The sequence below is a fragment of the Pseudotabrizicola sp. 4114 genome (assembly GCF_031457365.1).
Lineage (GTDB): Bacteria > Pseudomonadota > Alphaproteobacteria > Rhodobacterales > Rhodobacteraceae > Pseudotabrizicola.
On record NZ_JAVDWP010000002.1, the window covers coordinates 608,848 to 632,052 of the forward strand.

Genomic DNA, 23,205 nt, shown 5'->3' on the forward strand with positions numbered 1-23,205 from the left:
CTGTTTGGCCACCGCTCAGATCCTGCGGTCCGGTCGGGGCCCGTCTCAGCGCACAGCCATTGATGTTGTGGATGACGGCGGGCGGGGCCGGGCTTGTGACTTTGCCAGTCCAAGCACCCCGGCCAACCCCAGACGGCGGAAGATCAGCAACATGACCACCGGCCCAAAAACGCCCGCAATCAACCCCACCACCCCGTAAATCCACAACGTTTCCAGCCCCATCCGATCGAGCGCGATCCGCATGATGCCCGCTGCCATATGGTGCATCACATAGATTTCCATGCTGAGCAGACCGGCATAGACCGCAGGGACCAGCAGAACGCGTGGCGCGCGGCTTTCGCCCAGACGAAAGATGGCGAGAAACATCGTGGTCATGCTGATCCCGGCGATCGCGCCAAAGGGCGTATCAATGCTCCAGCCATGACCGATGATCGCATACCAGCACAGCAGCGACACGATTGCCGTAACACCAAGGACGTTCAGATCCAGAATATGGGTCCGTGTGCTCAGCCAGTTGCCCCAGCAGAAGTAAAAGAAATACAGCAGGAACATCGAGACCTGAAACGCGTCGATCGGTCCGAACCGAGCGCGCAACATATAGCCGATGCCAAGGCCAAAGACAGAAACGGCCAGCAACTGACCGCTGCCCAGACCAACACGCTCGCGCAGCAGGGCCGCCGCGATCTGGCACATGGCAAAGACATACAGGAACCAGAAGATGCTGTAGGGCCAGATGACCATGCCCAGGACCGTGCGCAGAAAGTCACTTGTGCCCAGCGGCTGGTTCACGACTCTTGCCATGGCAAGGGTCAGCCCCGCCGCGATCACGGTCCACACGACATAGGGATGGATCAGGCGGCGCAGACGCGCGCGCCAGTTTGCAAGATAGGGCGAGGTCGTGGTCGAATAGGCGAAGGTGAAACCGCCCAGAACGAACAGCATCGGCCCATGAAAGGCATAAAGCGCCATATCCCACAAAAGATACTCGGGCGAATCGATCCTGCCAGCGGCCCACAGACCGCGCGCCACATGGCCCGCAACCATCAGGACAATCGTGACCCCACGCAGGGCGTCGAGCCAGGCCAGCCGGGATTGCACCGGGGCGCTCATCGCGCACCCCCGGTCAGACGGTCATCGCGCAGGGCAGAGTCCGATACGCTTTGCCGCCGGTTTGGTCTTCGGCGCATCCCTTTCAGCCGCACCGCCGGAAACCAGCTGTCCGCGAACAACGCCTGAAGGGCAGTGTCATGCCGCCGCAGCGGGGCCAGCGCGCGCCGACGCGCCAGTGTGGCGGGCAGATGGGTCAGGTTCCACAGCAGCGCCCGCCATTTTGGACCATGCGGCGCGCGCAACACGGCATCGGCGACGCCATAGGTCACCGCCACCGGAAGCGCCCATGCCAGATGGCGCGCGCGGGCGTTCGCGATCAGCGAGGCAAGGCGGTTCTTGCAGCCATGAAACACCAGCGGACCAGCCGCGCGCCCGATGGTGTCGCCGACGTTGTGATAGCTGCGCGCAGCCGGGATGACCCGCTGCGGCCCAAAGGCCACCGACAGACGCCAGCCAAAATCGCTGTCCTCAAACCCGTAAAAGAAGTCGGCCGCAAAGCCACCGACGGCGCGCGCCGCCTGCGCCCGGACCAGCAGGGCGGAACAGTTGATCCAGAGCCGCGTCGCGGGCGCAGTCAGGCTGGTGACCGGCTCGCCTTCGCATGCGTCCCAGGCAAGGCCGATGCGGCTGAGCTGTCCGCCATAGGCGTTCACGAAATCGCGGTCGTTTTCATAGGTGACGACCCCGCCCACGGCGGGAACCGATGGCGTGCGGGTCAGTTCGGCCAGTGTCAGATCCAGCCAGTCGGGGGCCAGCGCCACATCGGAGTCGACAAAGGCAAGGTATTCGCCCTTTGCAATCTTCATCCCGGCATTGCGCGCACCCGCTGGCCCGCTTGGGGCAATCGGAAGGTGGATCAGCGGCTGGCGGTCTGTCTGCGCGCGCGCCGACAGCAGGGCGGCGGTGCCATCGGTCGAGCCGTTGTCAACGACGATCACCTCGAAATCCGCCATGGTCTGGCGGGCCAGCGCATCCAGAACCCGCGGCAGATCACCGGCACGGTTATAGGTCGGAATGATCACCGAAACACGGATCATGATACTCTCCTTTCGTCACGCACAAAGCCGGCGAGGGCCAAAAGCAAGGTCAGGATCATCAGCTGGTGATCCCACCACAGCGAAAAATCCGTCAACTGAACGGCGCAAAGGCCCAGAAACCCCCAGAACACGCCGATGAAAAACCGGTTCACGGGTCGCTCCCCCCGCCCGGCTTGCAAAAACAACCGGGCCGCTGATGCCAGAAACAGCACAAAGGCTGACAGGCCCAGAATGCCAAGCTCGGCCAGGATCCACAGATAGACATTATGGACCGGCGCAATCGCCCGCACATTTGCCACCTTTCGGGCGGGCTGGATGTCGGCATTGACGCGGGCGTAATCTGGGTGAAACGCAGGCAGGTTCGGCACAAACCCGGAGGGGCCGACGCCCAGCACCGGGTCCAGCCGCCAGATTCCGATGGCGGCGGCGTTGTAATCGGCGCGGAATTCGACCGATCCTTTCAGATCGCCGGTCAGCCGGTCGATGATCTTTCCGGCGAGGGGTGCCACAGCCAGCAGGCCGAGCATGGCGCAGATCACCACAGCGCCGATGACGCGTGGCGCGGGCAGGATGCGGCGGGTCAGAAACATGCCCGCAAGACAGGCAAGACCGACCAAGAGGGCAGCGACCGGCGCGCGCGACTGCGACAGCACGATGGCCAGCGCACCGGCCCCGCCAAGGCCCAGCGACAGACGATGCACCAGCAGGCTGCGCCCGCTGGCCCCGATGGCGATAAAGCCAAGGGCGGGCATCAGCAGGAAAGGGGCATACATGTTCGGGTGCCCCGTGGTGCCCGTCGCCCGATGCGCCAGCTCGCCGGTCTGTTCATCCAGCGACCCGATCCCGCTGCCGCCCGCGCCAAGGGCGACCTGCACCGCGCCAAGCGCGAACTGGAGCGCCACCATCAGACCCAACCCCACCAGCAGCACCCGGGCCAGATCCCTGTCGAGAACCGCCCGCAAAACCAGAAAGTAGATCAGATACTTGCCGATCCGCAGCGTTTCGAACACGGCGGGGGGCAGGGGATCGGTCTGCAAGGTCGACAGCGCCATCACGGTGAGGAGCAATAGCAGCGGGATCTCGATGCTCAGCTGGCGCGGCGGGCTGGGCAAGGTGCGCGCGCCAACGCCGCGCCGGGCCAGAGCCGCCAGCATGATCACAAGCATCATCGCATCGGACAGGGTCCAGAACAGGCCAAACGACCCGTAATCGCCCAACAAGTTGTCAAAGCTGTAGAACTGGCGATTGTAGGACAGTGCAATGCAGAGCGTGAAGAGCAGCGTCGCAAGCAGGTTGCGCACCAGCATCGCGGCGATTGTCAGGCAAAAGACCAGACCGACCGCCGCGATGGCACGGCTGCCAGATTGCACCGCCAGCGCAGACAGTGCCGCCGTGCCAAAGGCCGCGACCGAGAGCAGGGTCAGCGGCGCGATCAGGCGCAGGGATTGTGCGCCCCACGTCATGGGGACACCATTGTGACAGCCATGATCCCGGCAGCGGGAAGCTGCACGGTCAGCGTGCCGTCAGCCCACCCGGCGGTGCCGGTATCCAATGTTATGCTCTTGGCGCTTGCGCGGGCAAACCAATCCCCGTCGCCGAACTGGCCCGGTGCGGCAAACGGAACGCCGGGCACGTCGATATGTATGGTGTCACGGTGGGCGACAGCGCTCGGGCCAGACAGGCTCTGCGCGGTGATCTTGTAGTCCGCTGCGCCACCGGCAAGGATAAAACGGGCCTCGCGCGGGTGCTCAAGGTCAGCATTGCTGGCGATGATGGTGATCTTTCCGGCCGGGTCCCGAAATGCCACGGCATCAACCAAGGGCGCTGCCTCGACCGCCGGCTGAAAGCCGAGGTGGGAAGAGGCAAAGGTCGGCCCGTCACGTCGGTCGAGCGGCAGCAGCGTGGCGCCCGGCGCGTCGCGGTACAGCCCAAGTGCCAGAAGCGCCGGAGTTTCGCGCCAGCCCCCGCCCTTGACCGGACCGATCCACCCCATGTTCAGCCAGTCCGACAGTTTGAAGAACTGGGCCGAGTCTACCCGCGCATCGCGCATGAACACATTCAGGGTGCGGGCAACGAACAGAGCCGAGCCCATGGTCTTTACATGGTCGAAGTACGGGTTCTTTGGATCGTAGGAATAGGATGGCCCCCATTCGGTGACCGCGATAGCAATCTTGCCGCGTTTGGCTTGCGATACACTGGCATCTATCAGCGCTGCGGTATCGGACAGGTTCTGTGCAATCGTCACCGGCGCGGCCAGCATGGCCCGGTATACCTCTGCCCACCTGCGGGGAGATGCCTCTACCACCAGCGGGGCATAGGCGTTGTGAACGGCAAACACATCTATCACATCGCCAGCCTGTTCCAGTACGATCCGGTTCCAGTCGGCATGGGCGTTAAAGCGATAGGGGCCATAGTTCACCAACCCGATCCCGGCGATCCGTGCAGCAGGCAGTTCGGCGCGGATCGCAGCCGCAAAGGAGCGCAGTTTTCCGGCATAAGCCTCGGGCGTCATCGAGCCGCCTGACATGTCGTTTTCCATGTACAGCTCGTTGCCGATCTCCCACACCGGGGCGATGGCAGGGCCGTGCGTGTCGCGGATATGCGCGGCCCAGGCGGCGGCCTGTTCCGGGGTGCCATGGCCTGCGTTGACGGTGATCATCAGCTGCGCGCCGATCTGCTTGGCAAAGCTCACGATTTCCGGCGTGCCGATGGCATGGCGCGAGGTTTCGTCCTGATCGGGAATGTGGCGCTTGGTGGGGCGGGCGGATTGCGGGCCGATGCCGTCGCGCCAGTCATAGGTGTCAGACCACACGCCACCCGGAAACCGGATCATCCGGATGCCGGCCTGCGCGGACATGGCGATGATGTCAGTGTCCAGCTGACCCTGCGCCTTGTTCCACAATCCATTGCCGTCGCGGATCCATTCCACATTGGTTCCAAGAATGTCGCCCGGGATCGTGCGGCCCGTGCCGTCGGCTTGCAGGGCAAAGACAGTGACTGCAGCCTCGCCTTGCACGGCTGCTGCAGTCGCGGCCAGGCCGCCCACGGTCACGTCATCTATCGTCGCGGTTCCCGTCGTTCCTTCGGCGGAGACAAAGACGATCAGCGTCTTCACAGACTCGCTCAACGGTTCTGCATCGGTCGTTGTCTGGTCTTGCGGATCGCCCGGCGCGGCGCGCAGCACCACAAAGCGTTCGACCTGCCCCGCCGTGTCCAATGCCGCCACCCCGACCACGGCCACCGCCCCATCAGCGCCCGACAGCCGGGCCGACAAGGTCAGCCGCTGGCCGCGCAGCACTGTGGCGTCGATCGCCTGCCCGAGGCCCAAGGGGGTGTCGCTGGGGGTGTTGAGGTCGTTGGGCTGCAGGATCAGGGCGCCTTCGACCACGGCAACCGTGCCCTTGCTTGCGGCCACGTCTGACAGCGACCAGCCGGTCGGGCGATCCTTTTCGACCGTGGCGAAGTCCCCGTTTGCCAATGTGCCGGCCTGTCCCTCTCCGGCACAGCCCGGCAGGACCAGCCCGGCAAGGATCACGGTCAAGCGGAGGAAGCGTGCCAGCATTTACAGCACCAGACGACCATAGCGCAGACTGCCAGCGATCAAGGTCGCCGCCAGTACCACCATCCGCGAAAAATGCAGGCCGATATCGCGCAAGGCCGCAAAAATCCGCCGGGGATCGGGGCTGCGGGCCTTGAGCAGCGCCAGCAGCAAGACACCGACGACGACAGCCGTCAGAAACAGCCACGGATCAATCAGCACCAGAACCAGCGACAGGATCAAGGCGCCGTAGACCCGCAATGTGCCCGGATAAAAGATGATGTTCCAGCGCAGCAGGCGCGGCGCGATTTCCGGGTGCAGCCGGATCAGCAGCGGCAGCAGGATCAGCCGCGTCGGTTCCAGCATCCATTGCAGGGGTGACAGGTCTTCGACCTCGTGCAGGATCAGCGCCTTTGGCGCGAAGACGTTTTTCCAGCCAGCTTTGCGGATCCGCCACGCCAGATCCGTGTCACCGCATTCCGTGGCCCGACCCAGAAAGTCGCGCACGCCAAGACGTTCGTCAAAGCCGCCCATCTGCAGAAACAGGTCGCGGCGATAGGCGACATTGGCCGTGGGATAGGTCGGATGTTCGATCAGCGTTTCCGCCGTCAGCTTAGAGAAAAACGTCTTTGGCTGTTCCGGTTTGTAGGTCACCGGCCCGGACACGAACCCCACCGCCGGATCGGCCATGGGCGCGGTCAGCGCCTGCAACCAGCCGGGTGTTGCGCGGCAATCGCTGTCGGTAAACGCGATGATTGCACCCCTCGCATTGGCCACACCCAGATTGCGCTTGGACACCGGGCCGTGATCTTCTTCGACCTTCAGGTATCTGATGACAAACGGGGCACGGCTTGCGGCGGCCAGCACGGTTTCCTGCACCGGCTCTGCACTGTCGCCGTCAACGACGATCAGTTCCATCTGCCCGGGCGGAAACTGTTGGGCGATCAGGCTGTCCAGCAGATCGGTCAGCATCCCGATCCGGTTGCGCACGGGCACAACGATGGTCACATCGGGTTTGATGTCGGTATCCATCTTCGTCTCCTCAGACGGTGACTGCCGGTCCGTAGACCGCATAGGGGCGTGCGTCGGCCAGGATCATTCCGACCGAGCGGGCGTTGTTCAGCTTGATCCAGCGCGCGGCGGCTTCGACATTGGCCAGATCTTCGGAACCGGCGGCGATGTCGAACACGACCGCATCCACCGTCCACGCGATTTTCATCGAATGGACGCTGGAGAACAAAGGTGGCGTGGCGATCACCCGGAAGGCGGTGCTGTCTTCGTCTGACAGGGTTGCCAGTTCCTTCATCAGATCATCCGGGGTCATGTCGCGGACATTGACAGATGCGGTAGGATCAAAGGGGGCTTTGCCTTTGTCCCACCGGCCCGCGTTGATGATCTGCACCTCTGACAGGCCCATGGACCGCAGCCCTTTGGCAAGGTCGCAGGTCCGCAACGCGGGACTATGGCTTTCCCTTGAGACGGCCATATAGGCGACAGAGCGATAGCCACGGCGGATACAGACCGATCCGATGCTGGCCGCGGTCAGGGCCATATCTTCCCGCACCGGTCCGCGCCAGCGTCGCCGGGTGGTGCCCAGCAATGACACGCCATTGATTTCTTTGATATCCTGAGGGCGCCACACTCTGGAATCCAATGCCTCACGCAGCACCACCCAAGAGGCGGCGAGCAGCAAGGCAAACACCCCGCCGACACCAAGCACCACTGCGTTGCGCGTTCCTGTCGCCAGATGGGGTTCGGTGGGGTCCTGAATGATCACGACGTTGCTGATCCGCTCGCTGTGCAGATCCTCGGCGCGCCGGGCTTCGGACAGGCGGCGCGCGGTGTCCTCATAGGTTTCAGAGGCAAGATCAAGCTCGACCCGGAGCGCGTTCCATTCAGCCTCGTTTTCCGAAAGCGCGGCAAGCCGGGCATCGGTCTCGGCCAGTCCGGCCCTCGCACTCGCCAGATCTTCAGTGACGCGGGCCTCGTGGTCGCGGATCGACTGCAGGGTGGATTGGGTCAGCGAGGCAAAGGACTGATCCAGTGCCGCCAGCGCCGCCCCATCAAGGCTGGGCTGGGACTGAAGCCGCAGCCGTTCGTCGCGCAGGGCGATGGAGCGTTCATCCAGCAGCCGCAGGATCGGATTGTCGGGCAGATCGGCCAGCACCAGTGGCGCGCCCGCATCGCCCCGCGCCTCCAGCGCTGTCATCCGGGTGCGGATGCGGGCAAGGGACTGTTCGATGTCATGGATCTGGCTCAGCGCCTGTTCACGCGCGCCGATCAACAATCCGCGCTGAACCGTGACATCTTCGATCCCGCTGCCGGTGCGCAAAGACACGATCCGGGATTCCAGCTCATTGACCCGGCTCCGGGCAAGATCGGCCTGACGTTCGAAATACGCGGCATCGCCACCCTGAAAGGCATTCAGACGAAAAGTCATGAAGGCATCAATGTAATATTGCAGCAGCGCTTTGGGCACGTCGCGGTCGGGCCATGTCACGCTGACCACAACCACATTGGACCCACGGCTGTTTTCGACCCCCAGCGACATGCGGATCTGACGGATCAGGGCTTCACGCGGGGTCAGCCTGACCTTGACGCCCAGAGCATAGGCCACCTCGTTGACCGAGCTGCGCAGGGTTTCAGACGCCGATTTATAGGCGGCTTTCAGATGATCCACCAACGTCTCCGGCGGCGGCGGCGGCGTTTCCATCGCTTCCAGCAAACGGGCCGTATCAATCACCTGATTGGCCAGATCAGAGTTCAGGAACAGATCAATCTCGGACGTGACATCACTGGTCGCCGGGGTCAGCAACGTGGTGCCTTCCTGTGTCACCAGCGTTCTTGGTGCGGTCTGTTCCTGACTCAGCCGGACAAAGAGCCGCGCCTCGCTGACAAAGGCCGGATCGCGAAAGATCATGATATAAAGCAATGTCGCAAGGATGGTGGCGCCGGTGACAGCCAGAAACTCCCACTTCCATTTGCGGACCCAGAACATGACATCGTGCAGGGTCAGCGCCTGAAGCTGGGCGATGCGATGTTCCAGAGGTGTGGTGATGGGTTCGTTCGGGGAATAATTCATTGCTCGGCCCTGACACTCTCCGCTGGGGTTTCGCGTTGTGGCGACCGGACCGTGGCCCTTTGGGCGACGATCCGGTCGATTTCGTCATCAAAGACGGCGATGAAGTTTTCCCATGTGAACAGGGCTACCCTGTCCTGCCCGCGCTGACCCATCGTGCGGGCAAGGTCGGGATTTTTGTCCAGATGCAGCATGGCGTTTGCAAAGGGTTGCGGCTCGGGTTCCACCAGAAAGCCGGTCTGCCCATTGATGACAGACTCGCGTGGCCCGCCCCGGTCGATGGCGATGGTCGGTTTGCCGACCGCCATACCTTCAAGCGGGGTCAGCCCCTGATCTTCGTTGAAGGCGGCCAGCAGAACCGCGCGGCAGCCGCTGTACAGCTCTTGCATCCGGGCATCGCTGACCTCGGTTTCAAAGCGGATGCCCTCAAGATCCGCAGCCTGCGCTTGCAGGGAGTCATAGTAGGGACGGCTTTTGCGGTCGACCATGCCGGCGATCACCAGCCCCAGGGTTCCACCCCGCGCGCGGTAGTCACGATAGGCGTCAATCGCCAGTTCGATATTTTTGGTCCACATGATGCGGCCGGGCAGGAAAAAGTAGTCACCCACCTGTCCTGCGGGGCGGATCGCTGCAGCAGCGATGCCCGGATAGGCCACGATCATCTCGCCCTTGGCGCGCAGGCCGCCATCAACAGCGCGGGCGCGTGTGGTGCGGCTGTTGCAGATCACGCTGTCAAACCTGCGCCATGCGGCGCGGTCAAGCAGCCGGAACAGGCGTTCGGCCACGAGCTTTGCCATCCGTGGCCCGTTGCGAGACAACAGGCGGTCGCGATACTCCATGTCATAGACCGCGCGCAGCGGCGTGAAACACAGGTTCATCAGCGGCATATCGCGGTTGCGAAACGTCAGCAGCGGCCCAAGCCCGTCGCAACAGATCACAAGCGCGTCATGCTCGGCGCGGTCAAACCGCAGGGTTGCCATGGTCAGCGCCGCCTTGGCGGCCTGCAGATAGGTGCGTTTGACCGATACCTGCCCGCGCTGGACGATGTTGCACCCGGCCAGCTCTTCGAACGTGACGTGGCGGTCATAGTGCGATGTCACGATGATCACGTCGTGGCGCGACCGCCGGTGGATTTCAAGGATCGTGCGCTCGACCCCGCTTTTGAGGTAGATCCACGGGTAATACAGGGCGATCCGCGCCATCAAGCGACCCCGCTCTGGTCGGGCGCGCCTTGCCGGAGCGCGGGGTCGGCGAGGACGTGCCGCAGGCGGCGCGCAATCTGGCGGGCGTGTTCGGGCGTCATGGTGTTGTATGTCGGCAAGCTGAAGCCATCCCGCGCCAGACGATCGGTCACGGGCAGGTGGGCGAGGGGTTGGCCCTTGGGCGGGCCATGAAACGCCATCCGGTGGATTGCCGGAAAGAACGGCCGCGCCTCGACTCCCAGCCGGGCCAGTCCTGAGATGATGGCGTCGCGCGGGGGGATGCCAGCGGCTTTGTCGCAGAGCAGACTGTACATCCATGTTTCCCGGCGCTGGCCCGCGAGAACCGGTTGCAGCTGCAATCCGGGCGTTCCTGCCAGCTCGGCGCTATAGGCGGCGGCCACGGCGTCACGGCTGTCGCGGATGTCTTCGACATGGTCGAGTTGCGCACAAAGGATGGAGCAATGCAGGTTCGACAGGCGGTAGTTATACCCCACCTCATGCAGCAGGTGGCGCGTGTGATAATCCATTCCGTGGCTACGCAACCGGCGGGCGCGTTCGAACAGCGCGTCGTCATTGATGGCAATCGCCCCGCCTTCGCCACAGGTGATCGTCTTGTTCAGATGAAACGAATAAGTGCAAAGCCCGCCGAATGATCCGCTTCCGGCCCCGTCGCGGCTGGACAGGGCGGCATGGGCCCCGTCGTAGACCACCCAAAGCCCTCTGGCTTTGGCCAGGGCTTCCAGTGCCTCTGTATCTGCGATGTTGCCATACAGATGAACCGGCAGGATGCCTCTGGTGTTCGGGGTGATCCTTGCCGCGACATCTTTTGGGTCAAGGCACCAGGTCGATGGTGACACATCTGCAAATACAGGTGTCGCCCCGGTATGGCGGATGGCATTGGCCGTGGCCACATAGGTCATGGACGGGACGATCACCTCGTCCCCCGGTCCTGCACCCATCAACAGCAAGGCAAGGTGCAGCGCCGTGGTGCCGTTTGATGTCGCCAGAACGTGGCGCGCACCTACAAGGTCGGCAAAACGGGCCTCGAACATATCCCGATACGGCCCGGCGGGACCGACCATGCCGCTTTGCATACATTTATAGGCATTCAGCCGCTCTTTGCGCCCGATATCGGCGATGCAAAGCGGATACTCCACATATACGGGTGTCTTTGGTCCGGGAGCCGGATCTGTAACGCCCGGCATCGCAACGGTGTGCTTTTTAGCACCGCGCCAGTCATCTAAACGCATCAACGGTTCCTCCCTCGCGGTATGCCCTGATCTGGTCACGTGTCAGTGCAGCGATGTCGGCATCGCCCGACAGCAGGGCGCGGTGCCAGTCTGCGATCCGGGCGATGGCCTGGTCCCATGACCACGCCGGGGCCCAGCCAAGGCTGCGCCGCGCGAGCGAAGAGTCGACCATCAGTCTGGTGGCCTCGGCGCCGGATGTGTCCGGCTCGATCCGCAGGTCCGCAGCAAAGGGCTGCATTTCGGTCAGAAAGCGTCGCACCACGGTTTCGACATCCTGTTCCGCCTCGGCGCCGGGGCCAAAGTTCAGCGCGGGTGGCATCGTTTCCGGCGATGACAACAGCCGGTCCGCAAACAACAGATATCCGCCCAAGGGTTCCAGAACATGCTGCCAAGGCCGGGTGGCGCGCGGATTGCGGATGATGATCGGTGTACCCTCGGTGATCGCGCGCACAGCATCGGGGATCAGCCGGTCGGCGGCCCAGTCGCCACCCCCGATCACATTGCCCGCCCGCGCGGTGGCAACGACACAAGGGTTGACCGACCCGGCACCGCGATGAAACCCTGCGGACCGATAGGTTGCGGTGACAATCTCAGCCGCCGCCTTGCTGGCCCCATAGGGTTCGTGCCCGCCAAGGCGGTCGTCTTCGGTAAAGGCACGGCCGGCATTGTCGTTGAGGTAAACCTTGTCGCTGGTGATCACCAGACAGGCCCGCACCGAGGGCGTTTGCCGCACCGCTTCGAGCACGGCAGCGGTGCCGATCACGTTGACCGAAAAGCTCTCCAGCGGATCACGCACCGCCCGCCGGACAATGGGTTGGGCGGCAAGGTGAAAAACCAGATCCGGCGCAAAGTCCTGCATGGCGGCAAGGACGGCGGGCGCATCGGTGATGTCGCCGCGCAGATCCCGCTTTACGGCACCGGCACCGAAAAGCTCAAAGGCGGAGGGCGTGGTGGGAACCGACGTGCTGAAACCGGCCACATGCGCGCCCATTTCGGACAGCCAAAGCGAGAGCCACGCGCCCTTGAACCCGGTGTGTCCGGTCACAAAGACCCGCAAGCCGTTGTATGTGTGTGCAATTGGCGAGGCCTTCGTCATGCTGCCGACCTTTCAAGCAGATCCCCAAGCCCTTGTTCCAGCGTGATTTCCGGCTGCCAGCCAAGGGCCTGACGGGCAAAGGCCGCGCTGGCCAGCCGGACCGACTGGGCCTGAGCGTTGTTGGAAAGCTCTGGATGCAGATCTTCGCGCCCGGCCTGCGCCAGCAGCAAAGACACAAGATCCAGATTCGTGATGCCATGCTCGTCACAGATGTTGACCGCCCGGCCGTCGAGCGCGAGACCCCGCTCGCTTCCCAGCGCGATCAGCCCCCTGACGCAGTCTTCGACGTGCAGATGGCTGCGCAAGGAATTCGGGGCACGCAGAACCGGGGCACGGTTGTCGCGGATTGCGGCCAGGGTATCGGGGATCAGCCGCCCCACCTTGCGATCTGCCGGGCCGTAGACATTTCCGATCCGGGCGATGCGTGCGCCCAGTCCAAGGGCAGCAAAGGCGCGCGCGCCGCATTCGCCTGCGATCTTTGACAGCTCATAGGGGCCGTCGCCCAGCAGCCGGTCTGTCTCTGACGCGGGGGTACCCCTGTTTTCGCCATAAACAGCGATGGATGACGCCAACACAATCGCCGGTCGCCGCCCGGACTGGAGAACGGCGTTCATCAGCTGCCAGACCGCCCGGCCATTGACCTCCAGCGCCAGCGCAGGGTCTTTGCGCGCCGCCGCCTCTTCGGAAATGCCCGCAAGATGAAACACCACATTTGGATTGGTGCCGGCGATCAGAGCGCTCAGGTCTGACTCCTGCGCCACCACCCGGATCACCCCCGGCCATGGGCCGGAGGATCGCCGCGAGATGGCGGTGACCGACACACCACGACGCACCAGCGCAGCGATCAGCCGGCTGCCGATGAACCCTGTAGCCCCGGTGACAATCGCAGTCTTCATGAGGCGACGCTTTGCTGGGCAACTGCGGGCAGCCATGGAGTCACCCCGGCCGCATAGCCATCATTCAGCTCGCGGTAATCCTTGAAGGTGTCCATGCAGCGCCAGTAGCCACGGTGGGTATAGACCTTGAGTTGGCCATCCGCCGAAAGCCGCTCCAGCGGCTCACGCTCCAGAATGCAGTTCACCTCGGGTTTCACGTAATTCAGAAACCGGCGCTCGAAAATGAAGAAGCCGCCATTCACCATCTCTGGCGAGCGTGGTTTTTCGGCGAAGGATTTAACCCGGTCGCCTTCGACCGCCATGACCCCGAACTGCGACGACGGCTGCACGCCTGTGACCGTGCCGACGCGACCATGGGCTTCGTGAAAATCCAGTGCGGCATGCAGATCAATGTCCGACAGGCCGTCGCCATAGGTCAGCATGAAGCGGTCGCCCGTTACATAGGGCGCGATGCGTGCGACACGGCCGCCGGTCTGGGTGGTTTCGCCGGTTTCCGCAAAGGTGATGCGCCAATCCTTGTAGGCCGACGTTTCATTGCCGATGAATTTGCGTTCACCCTGACGGAAATCGAGCACCATATCGCGGCTGCGGACTTCGTAATCCAGAAAGGATTCCTTGATCAGAATACCCTTGTAGCCGAGGCAGAGGATGAAGTTGGTAAAGCCCTGGCGGGAATAGATTTCCATGATGTGCAGCAGGATCGGCTTGCCGCCGATATCGACCAGCGGTTTGGGAATGCGATCGGTCATTTCGCGCATGCGCGTCCCTTCGCCGCCACACAAAATGACCACGGGGATGTCGGAACGCTCCTTTGAAACGGGCTTAGCCATGATGAGCTCCTGCGTTGAAAGTGGTTTTGGACGTGTCTTGATAGGCAAGCATTTCGTGTGGGGCTGAGAGCAGCCCGTCAAAATAGTCGATGGTGCGCTGAAGCCCCTCGGCAAGCTCGATGGTGGGCGCCCAGTCGAGGGTGCGGCCTGCCAGGGTGATGTCGGGGCGCCGCTGCACCGGGTCGTCCTCTGGCAGCGGCATGCGAATGATCTGCGACTGCGAGCCGGTCATCTCCAGCACCAGCGATGCCAGCTGGTTCATGGTGAACTCGTTGGGATTTCCGACATTGATAGGCCCGGTCACGTCGGCGGGGGTGTTCATCAGCCGGATCATGCCGCGGATCAGATCATCGACGTAACAGAACGACCGCGTCTGGTTGCCATCACCAAAGATGGTGATGGGCTGCCCGGTCAGTGCCTGAACGATGAAATTCGACACCACGCGCCCGTCGTTGGGGTGCATGCGCGGCCCGTAGGTGTTGAAAATGCGGATCAGCTTTATCTCGACATTGTGTCGGCGGTGATAGTCAAAAAACAGCGTTTCAGCGCAGCGCTTGCCTTCGTCATAGCAGGACCGGGGGCCGATCGGGTTGACGTTGCCCCAATAGTCTTCGGTCTGCGGGTGAACGACAGGATCGCCGTATACCTCGGAGGTCGAGGCTTGCAGAACCTTTGCCTTCAGCCGCTTTGCCAGACCCAGCACGTTGATCGACCCCAGCACGCAGGTCTTTGTCGTCTGCACCGGATCGGCCCGGTAATGCATGGGCGAGGCGGAACAGGCCAGATTGTAGATCTCGTCCACCTCGGCATAGAGCGGATTGATGACATCGTGGCGCAGCGTGTCAAAATGCGGATGCTCCATCAGATGGGCGATGTTGCTGCGCCGGCCGGTAATGTAGCTGTCGACGCACAGAACCTCGTGGCCTTCGCTCAACAGCTGTTCACAAAGGTGACTGCCCAGAAAACCCGCCCCGCCGGTGACCAGAATGCGTTTGCGAGAGGCTCCGTTCACCCAGCGTGTGTCAGGCCGTGACATCGCACGAATATCGCCGCTATCATTGGGGCTCATTGGCTGATCCTTTGAATTTGGGTTCTGAAAGAAGTTTTCGGTAGATGGCGAGCACAGCATCGCTGCTGGCCTGCCACGACAGGCTTTTGGCTTTGGTTCGGTTGCGGTGCCCTTCGGTCAGGGCGAGCCCGGGGTCATCGGTGCGGGCCCGGATCGCGCGTACCGCTGCGTCGTGATCCCATGGGTCCAGCAGGACACCGTGGTAATCCGCCGGAATGGTCGACACGATGCTGCACCCGGCCTGCATCGCCTCGAAGATGACAAGGCCAAAGGTCTCGGCCCGCGACGGCATGAACAGCACCGACGCCCGCGCCAGAGCGGCATGGTAGACTGCGCCGCGCCCTTCGATGATGGCGACATTACCCGGCGCACAGGGCAATGTGCCGTCTGTCCAGCCGACCGCCTCGAACCGGATGTCAGGCATCGACTCTGCCACGGCGCACAGACGGTCAAACCCCTTGCGCCGATCCAGTTTGCCCGCAAACAGCACCGGGGCCGCTGCAGGTTTGTCCCCCGCCACAGCAGAGGACGCATCTATGCCCGGCGTGACGATGCTGCCGGTCCCGCCGAACCCGAGCCGGCGGGCCAGATCAAACGAGGCCGGGCTGAGGAAAAGATGATCGTCAAACCGGAGCCGCAGCTGCCAGCGCTCGACCTGTTCCAGCACGCGCCCCGCAAGCCCCGCGCGCATGTCGCGCCACGCGGGGCCGAACAGACCAAGCTGTTCACACACTACCGGACGCCGGGCGAGGCGGGCGGCGGCATAGGCAAGGGGCGCTGCGTGAAAGGTGAAGGCATGCACGATGTCGGCGCGCCGCGCCTCGGCCACCGCCTGTGGCAGCAACAGCAGCATGGCCTGACGCGGCACCGCAAAACGGCACGTCGGAATTCCGTCAACTTCGGTGATCGACGGATCCCCGGCACACAGCACCCGGACCTGACAGCCGCTGCGCATCAGCCAGCGGGCACGTTCCAGCGCCACATATTCGCCCCCACCACCACTGTCTGGCGCAAAGCGTTCGTGGATCAAAAGCACCTGCGTCACAGCACGATCCCCCCCGCGCGAAGGGAGCCGTGGCGCAGCGATCCGGTCACCAGCGCGGCAAAGGTCACGGCGGATCGCGGCAGACCAAAGGCCGCCCGCAATGCGACCACGACCGGGTTCCGATACCGCCCGGGTTCCAGCATCCGCACGAAGAAGAACGGCACAAACGCCAGCAGGCCCCACGTGCCGGTCAGCGGAACCGACAGCAGACCCAGCAGACCAAGATCAAAGGCCGCAGTCTGCCGGTTCAGAAAGATCCGCAGGAACAGGGCGTCACGCAGCCCCGGCCAGCGGCGCACCAGCATCGGGATATTGCGCAGATGCCAGCATTCCATCAGCCAGCGACGAACGGACTGGGCGGTGATGTCGTGATACACAACGGCATCCGGCGCAAAGCCTGCGACATAGCCTGCCGCCAAAACCCGGCGGCCAAGATCGGTATCCTCGCCGTAGAACAGGTCGCCAAAGGGGCCGGTGAAGCCCTGAACCGCCTGAAAGGCTTCGGTCAGATAAAAGATGTTGCAGGTTTCGAACCATGGGGATGGTGCAGGGATATGAACCGTTTTTTCAAAGATCCGCCGACGATGTGCCGGGTTTGGGTAGGTTGCCCCCTGCACAAAGCCCGTTGCTGTGCCAAATCCGGCAACCCCGGCGGTGATCCAGCCCGGTAGCGGCACGCAGTCGTCGTCAACAAAGGCCAAAACTGATCCGATCGCCGCCTGCGCCCCGAACTGACGCGACGGGGCCGGACCGCGACCGTTGCGGCGGGCGTAGTGGATCGGCACAGCGGTGGTTTGCGCGATGGCGGCGACGGCGGCATCCGTCCCGTCATCGCTCCAGTTGTGCACCACGTGGATCTCAAAGCGGTCAGACGGGTAGTCTTGGGCAAGCAGACCGTTCAGGCAGGCCACAAGCGACTCGCGCCGGTTATGGGTGGGCACGATCACGCTGACAAAGGGGGGACGATCAGGCATGACCCACCCCCACGCCTGACACCCTGCGGCCAATGGGCAGCAATGTGGCGCGCAAGCCCAGACGCAGACTGCACCAGATGCCGATCACCGCCTGAGACATCGCAAACCCGGCAACCACGCCGATTGCCGCGCCAGTCATTCCAAGCTGCGGAACCAGCAGAACGCCGGTCACCGCGTTCACCACCAGCCCGATGGCCACCCCGGTCAGAGCGATGTGTGAATTTCCGGAAATGACCGCCAGACCACTGGCCATGCCCATTGCCCCGACGGCGACCTGCGCCGCCAGCAGGATCGTCAGCACTGTGGCGCCTGCCCGGAACTCTGGTCCGAACAGCGACAGCACGAATCCGCCGGCAACATATGCGCCAAGCGTCATCGCAACCGTCAGCGCGGTGCCTGCAAGCGCGCATTCACGGCACAGCCGTTCGACTTCACGGCGGTCACGCCTTGCCCACGCGGCGGCGATACGCGGCGTGTAGGCCGCGCCCAGCCCGGCCAGTGCAAGGATCGCAACCGATGCGATTCGGACGGAAGCGGAGTAGATGCCCAGTTCGGCGGGGGTTGCCAGCCAGCCAAGCACAAACAGATCCACCCGTTCATTCAGCGCGGCCATAATCAGGATCACCAGAATCCCGGCCCCTGCGCCCATCCAGAGCCGCAGGCCTTCGCGCGTGGCTGCGGCAGGGCGTGGCTCGTCGCGCCCCAGCCGCATGAGGTGCAGCCACAGCGCAAGGGCGGCCAGCGCGACGGCCAAGGCCGCAAGCCCGAGGGCGCTGCGGAACTCCAGCACCCCGCCAAGCGCGATCCACACCCCGATCAGACCCAGAGTGGCCCCTTGCCGCACCAGACTTTGCACGATCTCTGGCCCGGCCACGTGACTGCGGGCTTGCAGCAGGGACGCAAGGCTTTGGGCCAGCGCTGCGGGCACCACCATGAGTGCCGCCCATGGCAGGACCGGCACCATCAGGGTGTTCTGATCAAGTAGCGACGCAGATAGCAGCATCGCAGCCATGCAAAGCGCCCCGCCCAGAACCGTGACCACAAGGCTGGCCCGCAAGAACCCCCGCAACGCCGCGAAATCGCCGCGCGCAAGATAGTCCGGCAGGAACCGAACCGCACCAAAGGGCATTCCGCCCGACGCAACGACGGCCACCACAGTCCCCAAGGCAATGCCCAAGGCGTAAAGGCCAAAGCTTTCGGGCCCCATGAGGCGGGCAAGGACGATGTTCACGACAATCCCGAGGCCCGCGCCGGCGAGTTTGGCGATCAACGCCAGCGCCCCGGCCCGCGCGGATCCGGTCCGGGCGGTCATTTGCGGATGACCTGAATGATATCGCCCGGCTGAACCGCTGTGTCAGGATCTGCGGCAAGTGCCGTAAACCCGGAGTCGCCCTTGCGATGGATCGCATAGGCCGTCCTGGCGGGTTCAAGGATGACCGTTCCAAGGATCTGTTCGCTGGCCGCCAGATCCTGACGGGCAAGCGCCAGTGCGTTGCGTGCAGAGATCGCGGTTGCCTGCGCCGTATTCAGCTCGGTCGTCAGATCGAGGGTCCAGTTTGTGCCCAGTTCATTGATCAGGCTGTCGATCAGAATCTGCCGCGACTCGGCCTCGGCCCGTTCAGATATCAGACGCACCACCAGAAGCTGGGCGTTCATCAGGTCTGCCTGACGGTTGCTGACGCGATCCTGAGTGGAAAGCCCACGTGCGGAAAGGGTTTCCGCCGTCACCAGCTGCTCTTCGAACAGGCCGACGCGACTGCGCTGCAGATCCAGTTCTTCGGCCATCGACTCAATCTGGCGGGTGACCGCAAGCCGCTGCGAGGACAGGTTTTCCCGTTGCTGTGCCAGACGCTCGCGCCGCAGGGCGTGAACCTCGGCTTCGATCACGCGGATCCGGTCCAGCACGGCGGGATCAAGCTCATCTGCGCCCGCATCCGCCAAGGCAGACGTATCGCCCAACTCAGCCCTGAGGATAGAGATCTGCACCAGCGCGCGTGCCAGCCGGTCGGTTTCATCCAGAATCCGGGTTGCTGCCCGCTGACCTTCGAGAATTTCGATCAGCTGCGGGCTGTCGTCGTCGCGCAGGCGGCTGTCAACCGTCGCAACGGCGCGGCGCACGGTCATGTCGGGCCGCCAGGGAACATCCCCGCTGCGTACCCCGGCACCGTAAATCGCCACCGGCCGCCATTCCAGCACATCGACCAGAACGAAAGGCGGTTCGGCCCCGGTTTCCTGCTTTACAGCGGCCACAATGGCGTTGTGCGCGGCGTCGAGATCCAGCCCGGACACGGCCACTGCGCGCCCTGCAATGCGGATGCTGCCATCCGGCCCGATCATGGCGTCGCGGTCCAGTTCGGGCAGACGCGCCACCCGGATGGTCAGCACATCACCGGGAGCAAGGCGTGGCATGTGTTCCTGTGCCTGTGCGGCTTCCGCCAGCAGAAGACTGCAAAATGCAAATGTTGCTTTCAGATGCCTCATGCGGCCACCTCTGCCCGGTTGCCGGTCAAGGCTGCTTCGTACTGCGGTCCAAGCCGCTCCCAGCTGAATGCGGCGGCGCGGGCGCGGCAGATCGCTGTCGTTTTCCGCCGTGTGGACAGGTCCAGCCCATGCGCCAGCGCTTTGCACAGCGCGCGGGCGTCTGTTGCGACACCCTTTTGCATTTGCGGCGCGAACAACGCACCAACCTCATCGGTGGTAATGATGTCAGGAATGCCACCGTGATCGCAGCCAACCACCGGCGTTCCCGTCGCCAAGGCTTCGATCAGTACATTCCCCAGCGCCTCCCACACCGCCGGATTTACGGCGACTGCCGCCGACGCATAAAGCGCAGGCAGATCTTCAACCTTCCCAAGACCATGAAAGATAACGCGGTTTTGCATGGCCATCGGCAGGCAGGCCCTGATACGGCGCTCTGTCTCTGGCGAGCAGCGTCCCGACAGATGAAGCTCGACATCCGGGTGGTCCAGCCGAGCAAACGCCCTCGCCAGCAGGATCGCGCCCTTTCGCGGCTCGTCAGCATCGCCGCAAAACAGGATGCGAGGGCGGTCCGGTATGATGCGCTGCTGTGCGTTGAAGGGGGCCGTGTCGGTGGGTGAGGGTATCAGAATACTGTCGCGCCCAAAGTCACGTTTCATGCTGTCACGCGCGAATTCAGAAAGGCAGATCACCTCATCCGCCCCGCGCATCACCTGGTCAAACATGATACGGTCAAACGGAACCGCGCGAAAATACCGCGCCAGTGGAATGCCGGTCATCTGATAGACAAGCCGGGGGCGGGGTTTGCCGCGATACTGTCGCAGAATCCCCCACGCCTCATGATATCCGAGGCAATGAACGCTGTCGAAGTTGCCCTCGCGCACCACACGCGCACAATCAAAGGCAAAGGCATGAAAGCCGTTGATTTGCCTGAATTTTCCGAGCTTTCCAAGCCGTTGAGGCAACAGAATACGCCTGATCCCACCAGTGCAATCTTCCCCCGCACCCTCCGGGGACGAGGTAATGACAGTGACATCATGCCCCCGCGCTGCCAGATAGACTGACAAATCATTCAAAAGTCTTTCAGATCCTCTCCGAACCCAAGGCCAGGAAGTAGGATGGGTAATAGCAAAGCGCATGAAGGACTGCCCTGATGCAATCTAAAATTGAGTGACCGCGTTAAAATGCACGGCTCGAAAGAAATTCGGTATCGTTCCCCAAGAGTGTTTGGCTCCGGGAGGTTGGCGTATGGAATCGTTCTTATGTGATCTTATTTTAACAACAGTAGCATTTTATTCATTTTCTGCAAAACAGTTTTTATGTACTTCATTTGTTCCTGGGCGGTGCAGGGATGGAGATCAATAAAACTTATTGCTCATCAAAGGCTCTGCCACAAACCCGCTTTTGCGGCATCCCCTGCCAGACATCTTTGATTCTACATGTCTTCCTCAGTGTCACGTCGATCTGCATCTTGGGCATTCCTGCCACCGAACGGGCATGGCGTCGCGTTTCAAAGTCAGGTGAAGCCAAGAATGCAATTACATGCTGTGGTTGAATGCCAGCTCCTGGGTATGGGCTATACGAATCAGTGAATCTTTGAGTCGAAGTTTCTGATCGGCCATTTCTTCGCAGGGTGACGCCGGGCGAACCTGCACTCAGACCGTCGATAATACGGGAAAATCCTGAGACGTCAGGCGCGATGGCGTACTTTTGGAGATCGCGTGTATTAAGTTTCGGATACTTCGTGCAGGTATAGCCATCTTAGTACTTGTTTTAAAACGGTTTTACTACGGGGCGCAGGTGTGAACGGCTGTTGAGGTTGCCAGGCAGCATGCACGATGGACACGAGACAGCCTAGGTTGGCATTGGTAAAAGGGCATACTAATGTAGCGATCCCTATACCAATGATATTGTCTGCGTGGCTACACCACAAAGTCATGACACAGCTTTAAGGTGAGCAAAGCTTATGCAATCAATCTACGGTTAATGATCGTTAAGATTTGGTTAACATTTCCTTGACTCACGCGCATCTACCGATAACCTAGGGCATATTTAAAAATGGTTTCCGGTCACGCTGGATAAAGTTATGCTCAGAGAAGATAACCTCGGTGTTATACCGGGTGCATCACGCCACGCTTATGACTCTTTCGCTCATGTGAATGCAGGGACTTGGGTCTATCTCAAGCCGTGGTTTGACAGGGTCTTTGCAATCGCGGCTTTGATTGCAGTCAGCCCGATCATGCTTATTATATCTGCGGCAATAAAACTTGAGTCGCCAGGCCCGGTCTTTTTCCGTCAGCCAAGATTTGGGGTGGATCGGACAATAATTTGCGTCACCAAATTCCGCACCATGCATCACACGGCAGCCGATATTGGCGGGCGACAACAAACAGTGCGGAATGATGCGCGGGTCACTCGCCTGGGCGCCATTTTGCGGCGCACCTGCCTCGACGAGTTGCCGCAGTTCTGGGATGTCCTGTGCGGGCGGCTGTCCGTCGTTGGCCCTCGGCCGCATCCGCTTGACATGGAAGTCGAAGGGGTTCGGGCTGACAGCGCCATCGCTTACTATCACTCTCGCCATGCCGTCCGGCCGGGAATCACAGGGCTTGCGCAGGTTCAGGGAAACAGTGGGCCGGTCGAGACACTGGAAAAGGGGCGTGATCGCATTCTGTACGATATAGAGTACATCAACAGCCTGTCCTTTCGCGGGGATATGAAGATCATCGCCAAGACACTGGGCGTCGTTCTCTCTCAGAAAAGCAACTACTGACTGGGCTCTGTCGCTCCCCAGCGGGCCGGCAAACCTGAGGTTTCCGCACTGGTGACGCAGACTGACTGTCATGCTGTGCGGAACAGTCCTGTGGTCATGCCCCCTGTCGCAGCGATTGGTCAGCAGCCCGGCTGCAAGGCGACGCCCGAAATGAGGCCGCGTGGCGCCGACCTGCGGATCGTCGTTTTGGTACTGCTATAACGCCTGCCGGGCGCGCGGACCGGGACTGGGCTGTCGGATGATATGATCTGTCAATGAGGATGTGCGCGAAGCCACGTGCTTATGACCTGATGGCTTGGTCGGGACATGAAGACAGGCTCATGGCTGATCGCGCGAGGAATGCTTTCAGTGACGCAAGGAACTATGACGGGACACCACAAGGACGGGGCACCACAAGAAGGGCATGTCTGAGCTGGGCCGCCCGTCGAAAGGAATCGCTTCATCATGGCGATTCCATCAGCAAGCCGTGCTTCTGGACCGACAGGACGAACCACCGGCATGCTTCCTGCAGAAAGTTTGCGCGTTTGGGTCAAGGAAACATAGGGTATCTTGGAAAAACGACGGTTGTGTGAAGATTTCCTCTTGCAGGTTTTTTGTGGTGGGCCTAAACACCGCCTTACCGAAGCGGCGGGGACGTGGAAACGCGGTTCTGAGGCGACGGAGCGACGATGGAAGTTCGACGTGACATCTGAAGGTACGGTTGCAGGAAGCACCAAGAGATTGGTGGTCCTGAAATTTTTGTCTTCATGCTCTTTGAAAATTGAATGTGATGAAGGGATATGTGGGCGGTTTGGGCGCATCGGCGTCTAACACGTAGCATATCTGCCCGGC

General features: G+C 62.2%; 18 protein-coding genes. 1 reads left to right on the top strand and 17 read right to left on the bottom strand.

Annotated elements, in window-relative coordinates; genetic code table 11:
* Nucleotides 1-45 precede the first annotated feature (45 nt).
* The 17 genes from J2X53_RS07350 to J2X53_RS07430 form a co-directional block, all read right to left on the bottom strand.
* A complete protein-coding gene (locus J2X53_RS07350) occupies nt 46-1,110 on the bottom strand; it encodes an acyltransferase (RefSeq protein WP_349036825.1) in 1,065 nt (354 codons plus the stop codon).
* Nucleotides 1,107-2,147 (bottom strand): glycosyltransferase family 2 protein, encoded by a 1,041-nt coding sequence (locus J2X53_RS07355; protein ID WP_349036826.1) that lies wholly within the window; start codon nt 2,145-2,147, stop codon nt 1,107-1,109. The genes J2X53_RS07350 and J2X53_RS07355 overlap by 4 nt, the downstream gene beginning before the upstream one ends.
* Entirely contained in the window at nt 2,144-3,610 is a 1,467-nt protein-coding gene (locus J2X53_RS07360; RefSeq protein ID WP_349036827.1) for an O-antigen ligase family protein, read from the bottom strand. Before J2X53_RS07360 ends, J2X53_RS07355 begins: the two co-directional genes overlap by 4 nt.
* A complete protein-coding gene (locus tag J2X53_RS07365; protein WP_349036828.1) occupies nt 3,607-5,709 on the bottom strand; it encodes a hypothetical protein in 2,103 nt (700 codons plus the stop codon). The genes J2X53_RS07360 and J2X53_RS07365 overlap by 4 nt, the downstream gene beginning before the upstream one ends.
* Nucleotides 5,710-6,717: a glycosyltransferase gene (locus J2X53_RS07370; RefSeq protein ID WP_349036829.1), complete on the bottom strand. Its 1,008-nt coding sequence runs from the start codon at nt 6,715-6,717 to the stop codon at nt 5,710-5,712.
* Between the two features lie 10 nt (nt 6,718-6,727).
* Nucleotides 6,728-8,767, bottom strand: coding sequence for a hypothetical protein (locus J2X53_RS07375; protein WP_349036830.1), 2,040 nt, complete (start codon nt 8,765-8,767; stop codon nt 6,728-6,730).
* Nucleotides 8,764-9,966, bottom strand: a complete 1,203-nt coding sequence (locus tag J2X53_RS07380) for a glycosyltransferase (RefSeq protein WP_349036831.1) — start codon at nt 9,964-9,966, stop codon at nt 8,764-8,766. Before J2X53_RS07380 ends, J2X53_RS07375 begins: the two co-directional genes overlap by 4 nt.
* A complete protein-coding gene (locus J2X53_RS07385; RefSeq protein WP_349036832.1) occupies nt 9,966-11,216 on the bottom strand; it encodes a DegT/DnrJ/EryC1/StrS family aminotransferase in 1,251 nt (416 codons plus the stop codon). The genes J2X53_RS07380 and J2X53_RS07385 overlap by 1 nt, the downstream gene beginning before the upstream one ends.
* Entirely contained in the window at nt 11,203-12,312 is a 1,110-nt protein-coding gene (gene rfbG / locus J2X53_RS07390; RefSeq protein ID WP_349036833.1) for a CDP-glucose 4,6-dehydratase, read from the bottom strand. The genes J2X53_RS07385 and rfbG overlap by 14 nt, the downstream gene beginning before the upstream one ends.
* Complete coding sequence (locus tag J2X53_RS07395; protein ID WP_349036834.1) at nt 12,309-13,208, bottom strand: NAD(P)-dependent oxidoreductase; 900 nt, start codon at nt 13,206-13,208, stop codon at nt 12,309-12,311. Before J2X53_RS07395 ends, rfbG begins: the two co-directional genes overlap by 4 nt.
* Complete coding sequence (locus J2X53_RS07400) at nt 13,205-14,038, bottom strand: sugar phosphate nucleotidyltransferase (RefSeq protein ID WP_349036835.1); 834 nt, start codon at nt 14,036-14,038, stop codon at nt 13,205-13,207. Before J2X53_RS07400 ends, J2X53_RS07395 begins: the two co-directional genes overlap by 4 nt.
* Nucleotides 14,031-15,074: a UDP-glucuronic acid decarboxylase family protein gene (locus J2X53_RS07405; RefSeq protein ID WP_349036859.1), complete on the bottom strand. Its 1,044-nt coding sequence runs from the start codon at nt 15,072-15,074 to the stop codon at nt 14,031-14,033. Before J2X53_RS07405 ends, J2X53_RS07400 begins: the two co-directional genes overlap by 8 nt.
* 19 nt (nt 15,075-15,093) lie before the next feature.
* Nucleotides 15,094-16,152 (bottom strand): glycosyltransferase, encoded by a 1,059-nt coding sequence (locus J2X53_RS07410; protein ID WP_349036836.1) that lies wholly within the window; start codon nt 16,150-16,152, stop codon nt 15,094-15,096.
* Nucleotides 16,149-17,126 (bottom strand): glycosyltransferase family A protein, encoded by a 978-nt coding sequence (locus J2X53_RS07415; RefSeq protein WP_349036837.1) that lies wholly within the window; start codon nt 17,124-17,126, stop codon nt 16,149-16,151. The genes J2X53_RS07410 and J2X53_RS07415 overlap by 4 nt, the downstream gene beginning before the upstream one ends.
* The gene (locus tag J2X53_RS07420; RefSeq protein WP_349036838.1) at nt 17,119-18,438 is read right to left on the bottom strand and encodes an oligosaccharide flippase family protein; all 1,320 of its coding nucleotides are present in this window, start codon (nt 18,436-18,438) and stop codon (nt 17,119-17,121) included. The genes J2X53_RS07415 and J2X53_RS07420 overlap by 8 nt, the downstream gene beginning before the upstream one ends.
* Nucleotides 18,435-19,535, bottom strand: a complete 1,101-nt coding sequence (locus J2X53_RS07425) for a polysaccharide biosynthesis/export family protein (RefSeq protein ID WP_349036839.1) — start codon at nt 19,533-19,535, stop codon at nt 18,435-18,437. The genes J2X53_RS07420 and J2X53_RS07425 overlap by 4 nt, the downstream gene beginning before the upstream one ends.
* Before the next feature lie 68 nt (nt 19,536-19,603).
* Entirely contained in the window at nt 19,604-20,743 is a 1,140-nt protein-coding gene (locus J2X53_RS07430; RefSeq protein WP_349036840.1) for a glycosyltransferase family 4 protein, read from the bottom strand.
* A gap of 947 nt (nt 20,744-21,690) precedes the next feature.
* Here J2X53_RS07430 and J2X53_RS07435 point away from each other — a divergent pair.
* Nucleotides 21,691-22,374, top strand: coding sequence for a sugar transferase (locus tag J2X53_RS07435; protein ID WP_349036841.1), 684 nt, complete (start codon nt 21,691-21,693; stop codon nt 22,372-22,374).
* Nucleotides 22,375-23,205 lie beyond the last annotated feature (831 nt).

What these genes read in the sequence shown, in the direction of transcription:
- J2X53_RS07350 (WP_349036825.1), bottom strand. Translation starts at nt 1,110, where the DNA reads ATGAGCGCCCCGGTGCAATCCCGGCTGGCCTGGCTCGACGCCCTGCGT.
- J2X53_RS07355 (WP_349036826.1), bottom strand. Translation starts at nt 2,147, where the DNA reads ATGATCCGTGTTTCGGTGATCATTCCGACCTATAACCGTGCCGGTGAT.
- J2X53_RS07360 (WP_349036827.1), bottom strand. Translation starts at nt 3,610, where the DNA reads ATGACGTGGGGCGCACAATCCCTGCGCCTGATCGCGCCGCTGACCCTG.
- J2X53_RS07365 (WP_349036828.1), bottom strand. Translation starts at nt 5,709, where the DNA reads ATGCTGGCACGCTTCCTCCGCTTGACCGTGATCCTTGCCGGGCTGGTC.
- J2X53_RS07370 (WP_349036829.1), bottom strand. Translation starts at nt 6,717, where the DNA reads ATGGATACCGACATCAAACCCGATGTGACCATCGTTGTGCCCGTGCGC.
- J2X53_RS07375 (WP_349036830.1), bottom strand. Translation starts at nt 8,767, where the DNA reads ATGAATTATTCCCCGAACGAACCCATCACCACACCTCTGGAACATCGC.
- J2X53_RS07380 (WP_349036831.1), bottom strand. Translation starts at nt 9,966, where the DNA reads ATGGCGCGGATCGCCCTGTATTACCCGTGGATCTACCTCAAAAGCGGG.
- J2X53_RS07385 (WP_349036832.1), bottom strand. Translation starts at nt 11,216, where the DNA reads ATGCGTTTAGATGACTGGCGCGGTGCTAAAAAGCACACCGTTGCGATG.
- rfbG (WP_349036833.1), bottom strand. Translation starts at nt 12,312, where the DNA reads ATGACGAAGGCCTCGCCAATTGCACACACATACAACGGCTTGCGGGTC.
- J2X53_RS07395 (WP_349036834.1), bottom strand. Translation starts at nt 13,208, where the DNA reads ATGAAGACTGCGATTGTCACCGGGGCTACAGGGTTCATCGGCAGCCGG.
- J2X53_RS07400 (WP_349036835.1), bottom strand. Translation starts at nt 14,038, where the DNA reads ATGGCTAAGCCCGTTTCAAAGGAGCGTTCCGACATCCCCGTGGTCATT.
- J2X53_RS07405 (WP_349036859.1), bottom strand. Translation starts at nt 15,074, where the DNA reads ATGTCACGGCCTGACACACGCTGGGTGAACGGAGCCTCTCGCAAACGC.
- J2X53_RS07415 (WP_349036837.1), bottom strand. Translation starts at nt 17,126, where the DNA reads ATGCCTGATCGTCCCCCCTTTGTCAGCGTGATCGTGCCCACCCATAAC.
- J2X53_RS07420 (WP_349036838.1), bottom strand. Translation starts at nt 18,438, where the DNA reads ATGACCGCCCGGACCGGATCCGCGCGGGCCGGGGCGCTGGCGTTGATC.
- J2X53_RS07425 (WP_349036839.1), bottom strand. Translation starts at nt 19,535, where the DNA reads ATGCCACGCCTTGCTCCCGGTGATGTGCTGACCATCCGGGTGGCGCGT.
- J2X53_RS07430 (WP_349036840.1), bottom strand. Translation starts at nt 20,743, where the DNA reads ATGCGCTTTGCTATTACCCATCCTACTTCCTGGCCTTGGGTTCGGAGA.
- J2X53_RS07435 (WP_349036841.1), top strand. Translation starts at nt 21,691, where the DNA reads ATGCTCAGAGAAGATAACCTCGGTGTTATACCGGGTGCATCACGCCAC.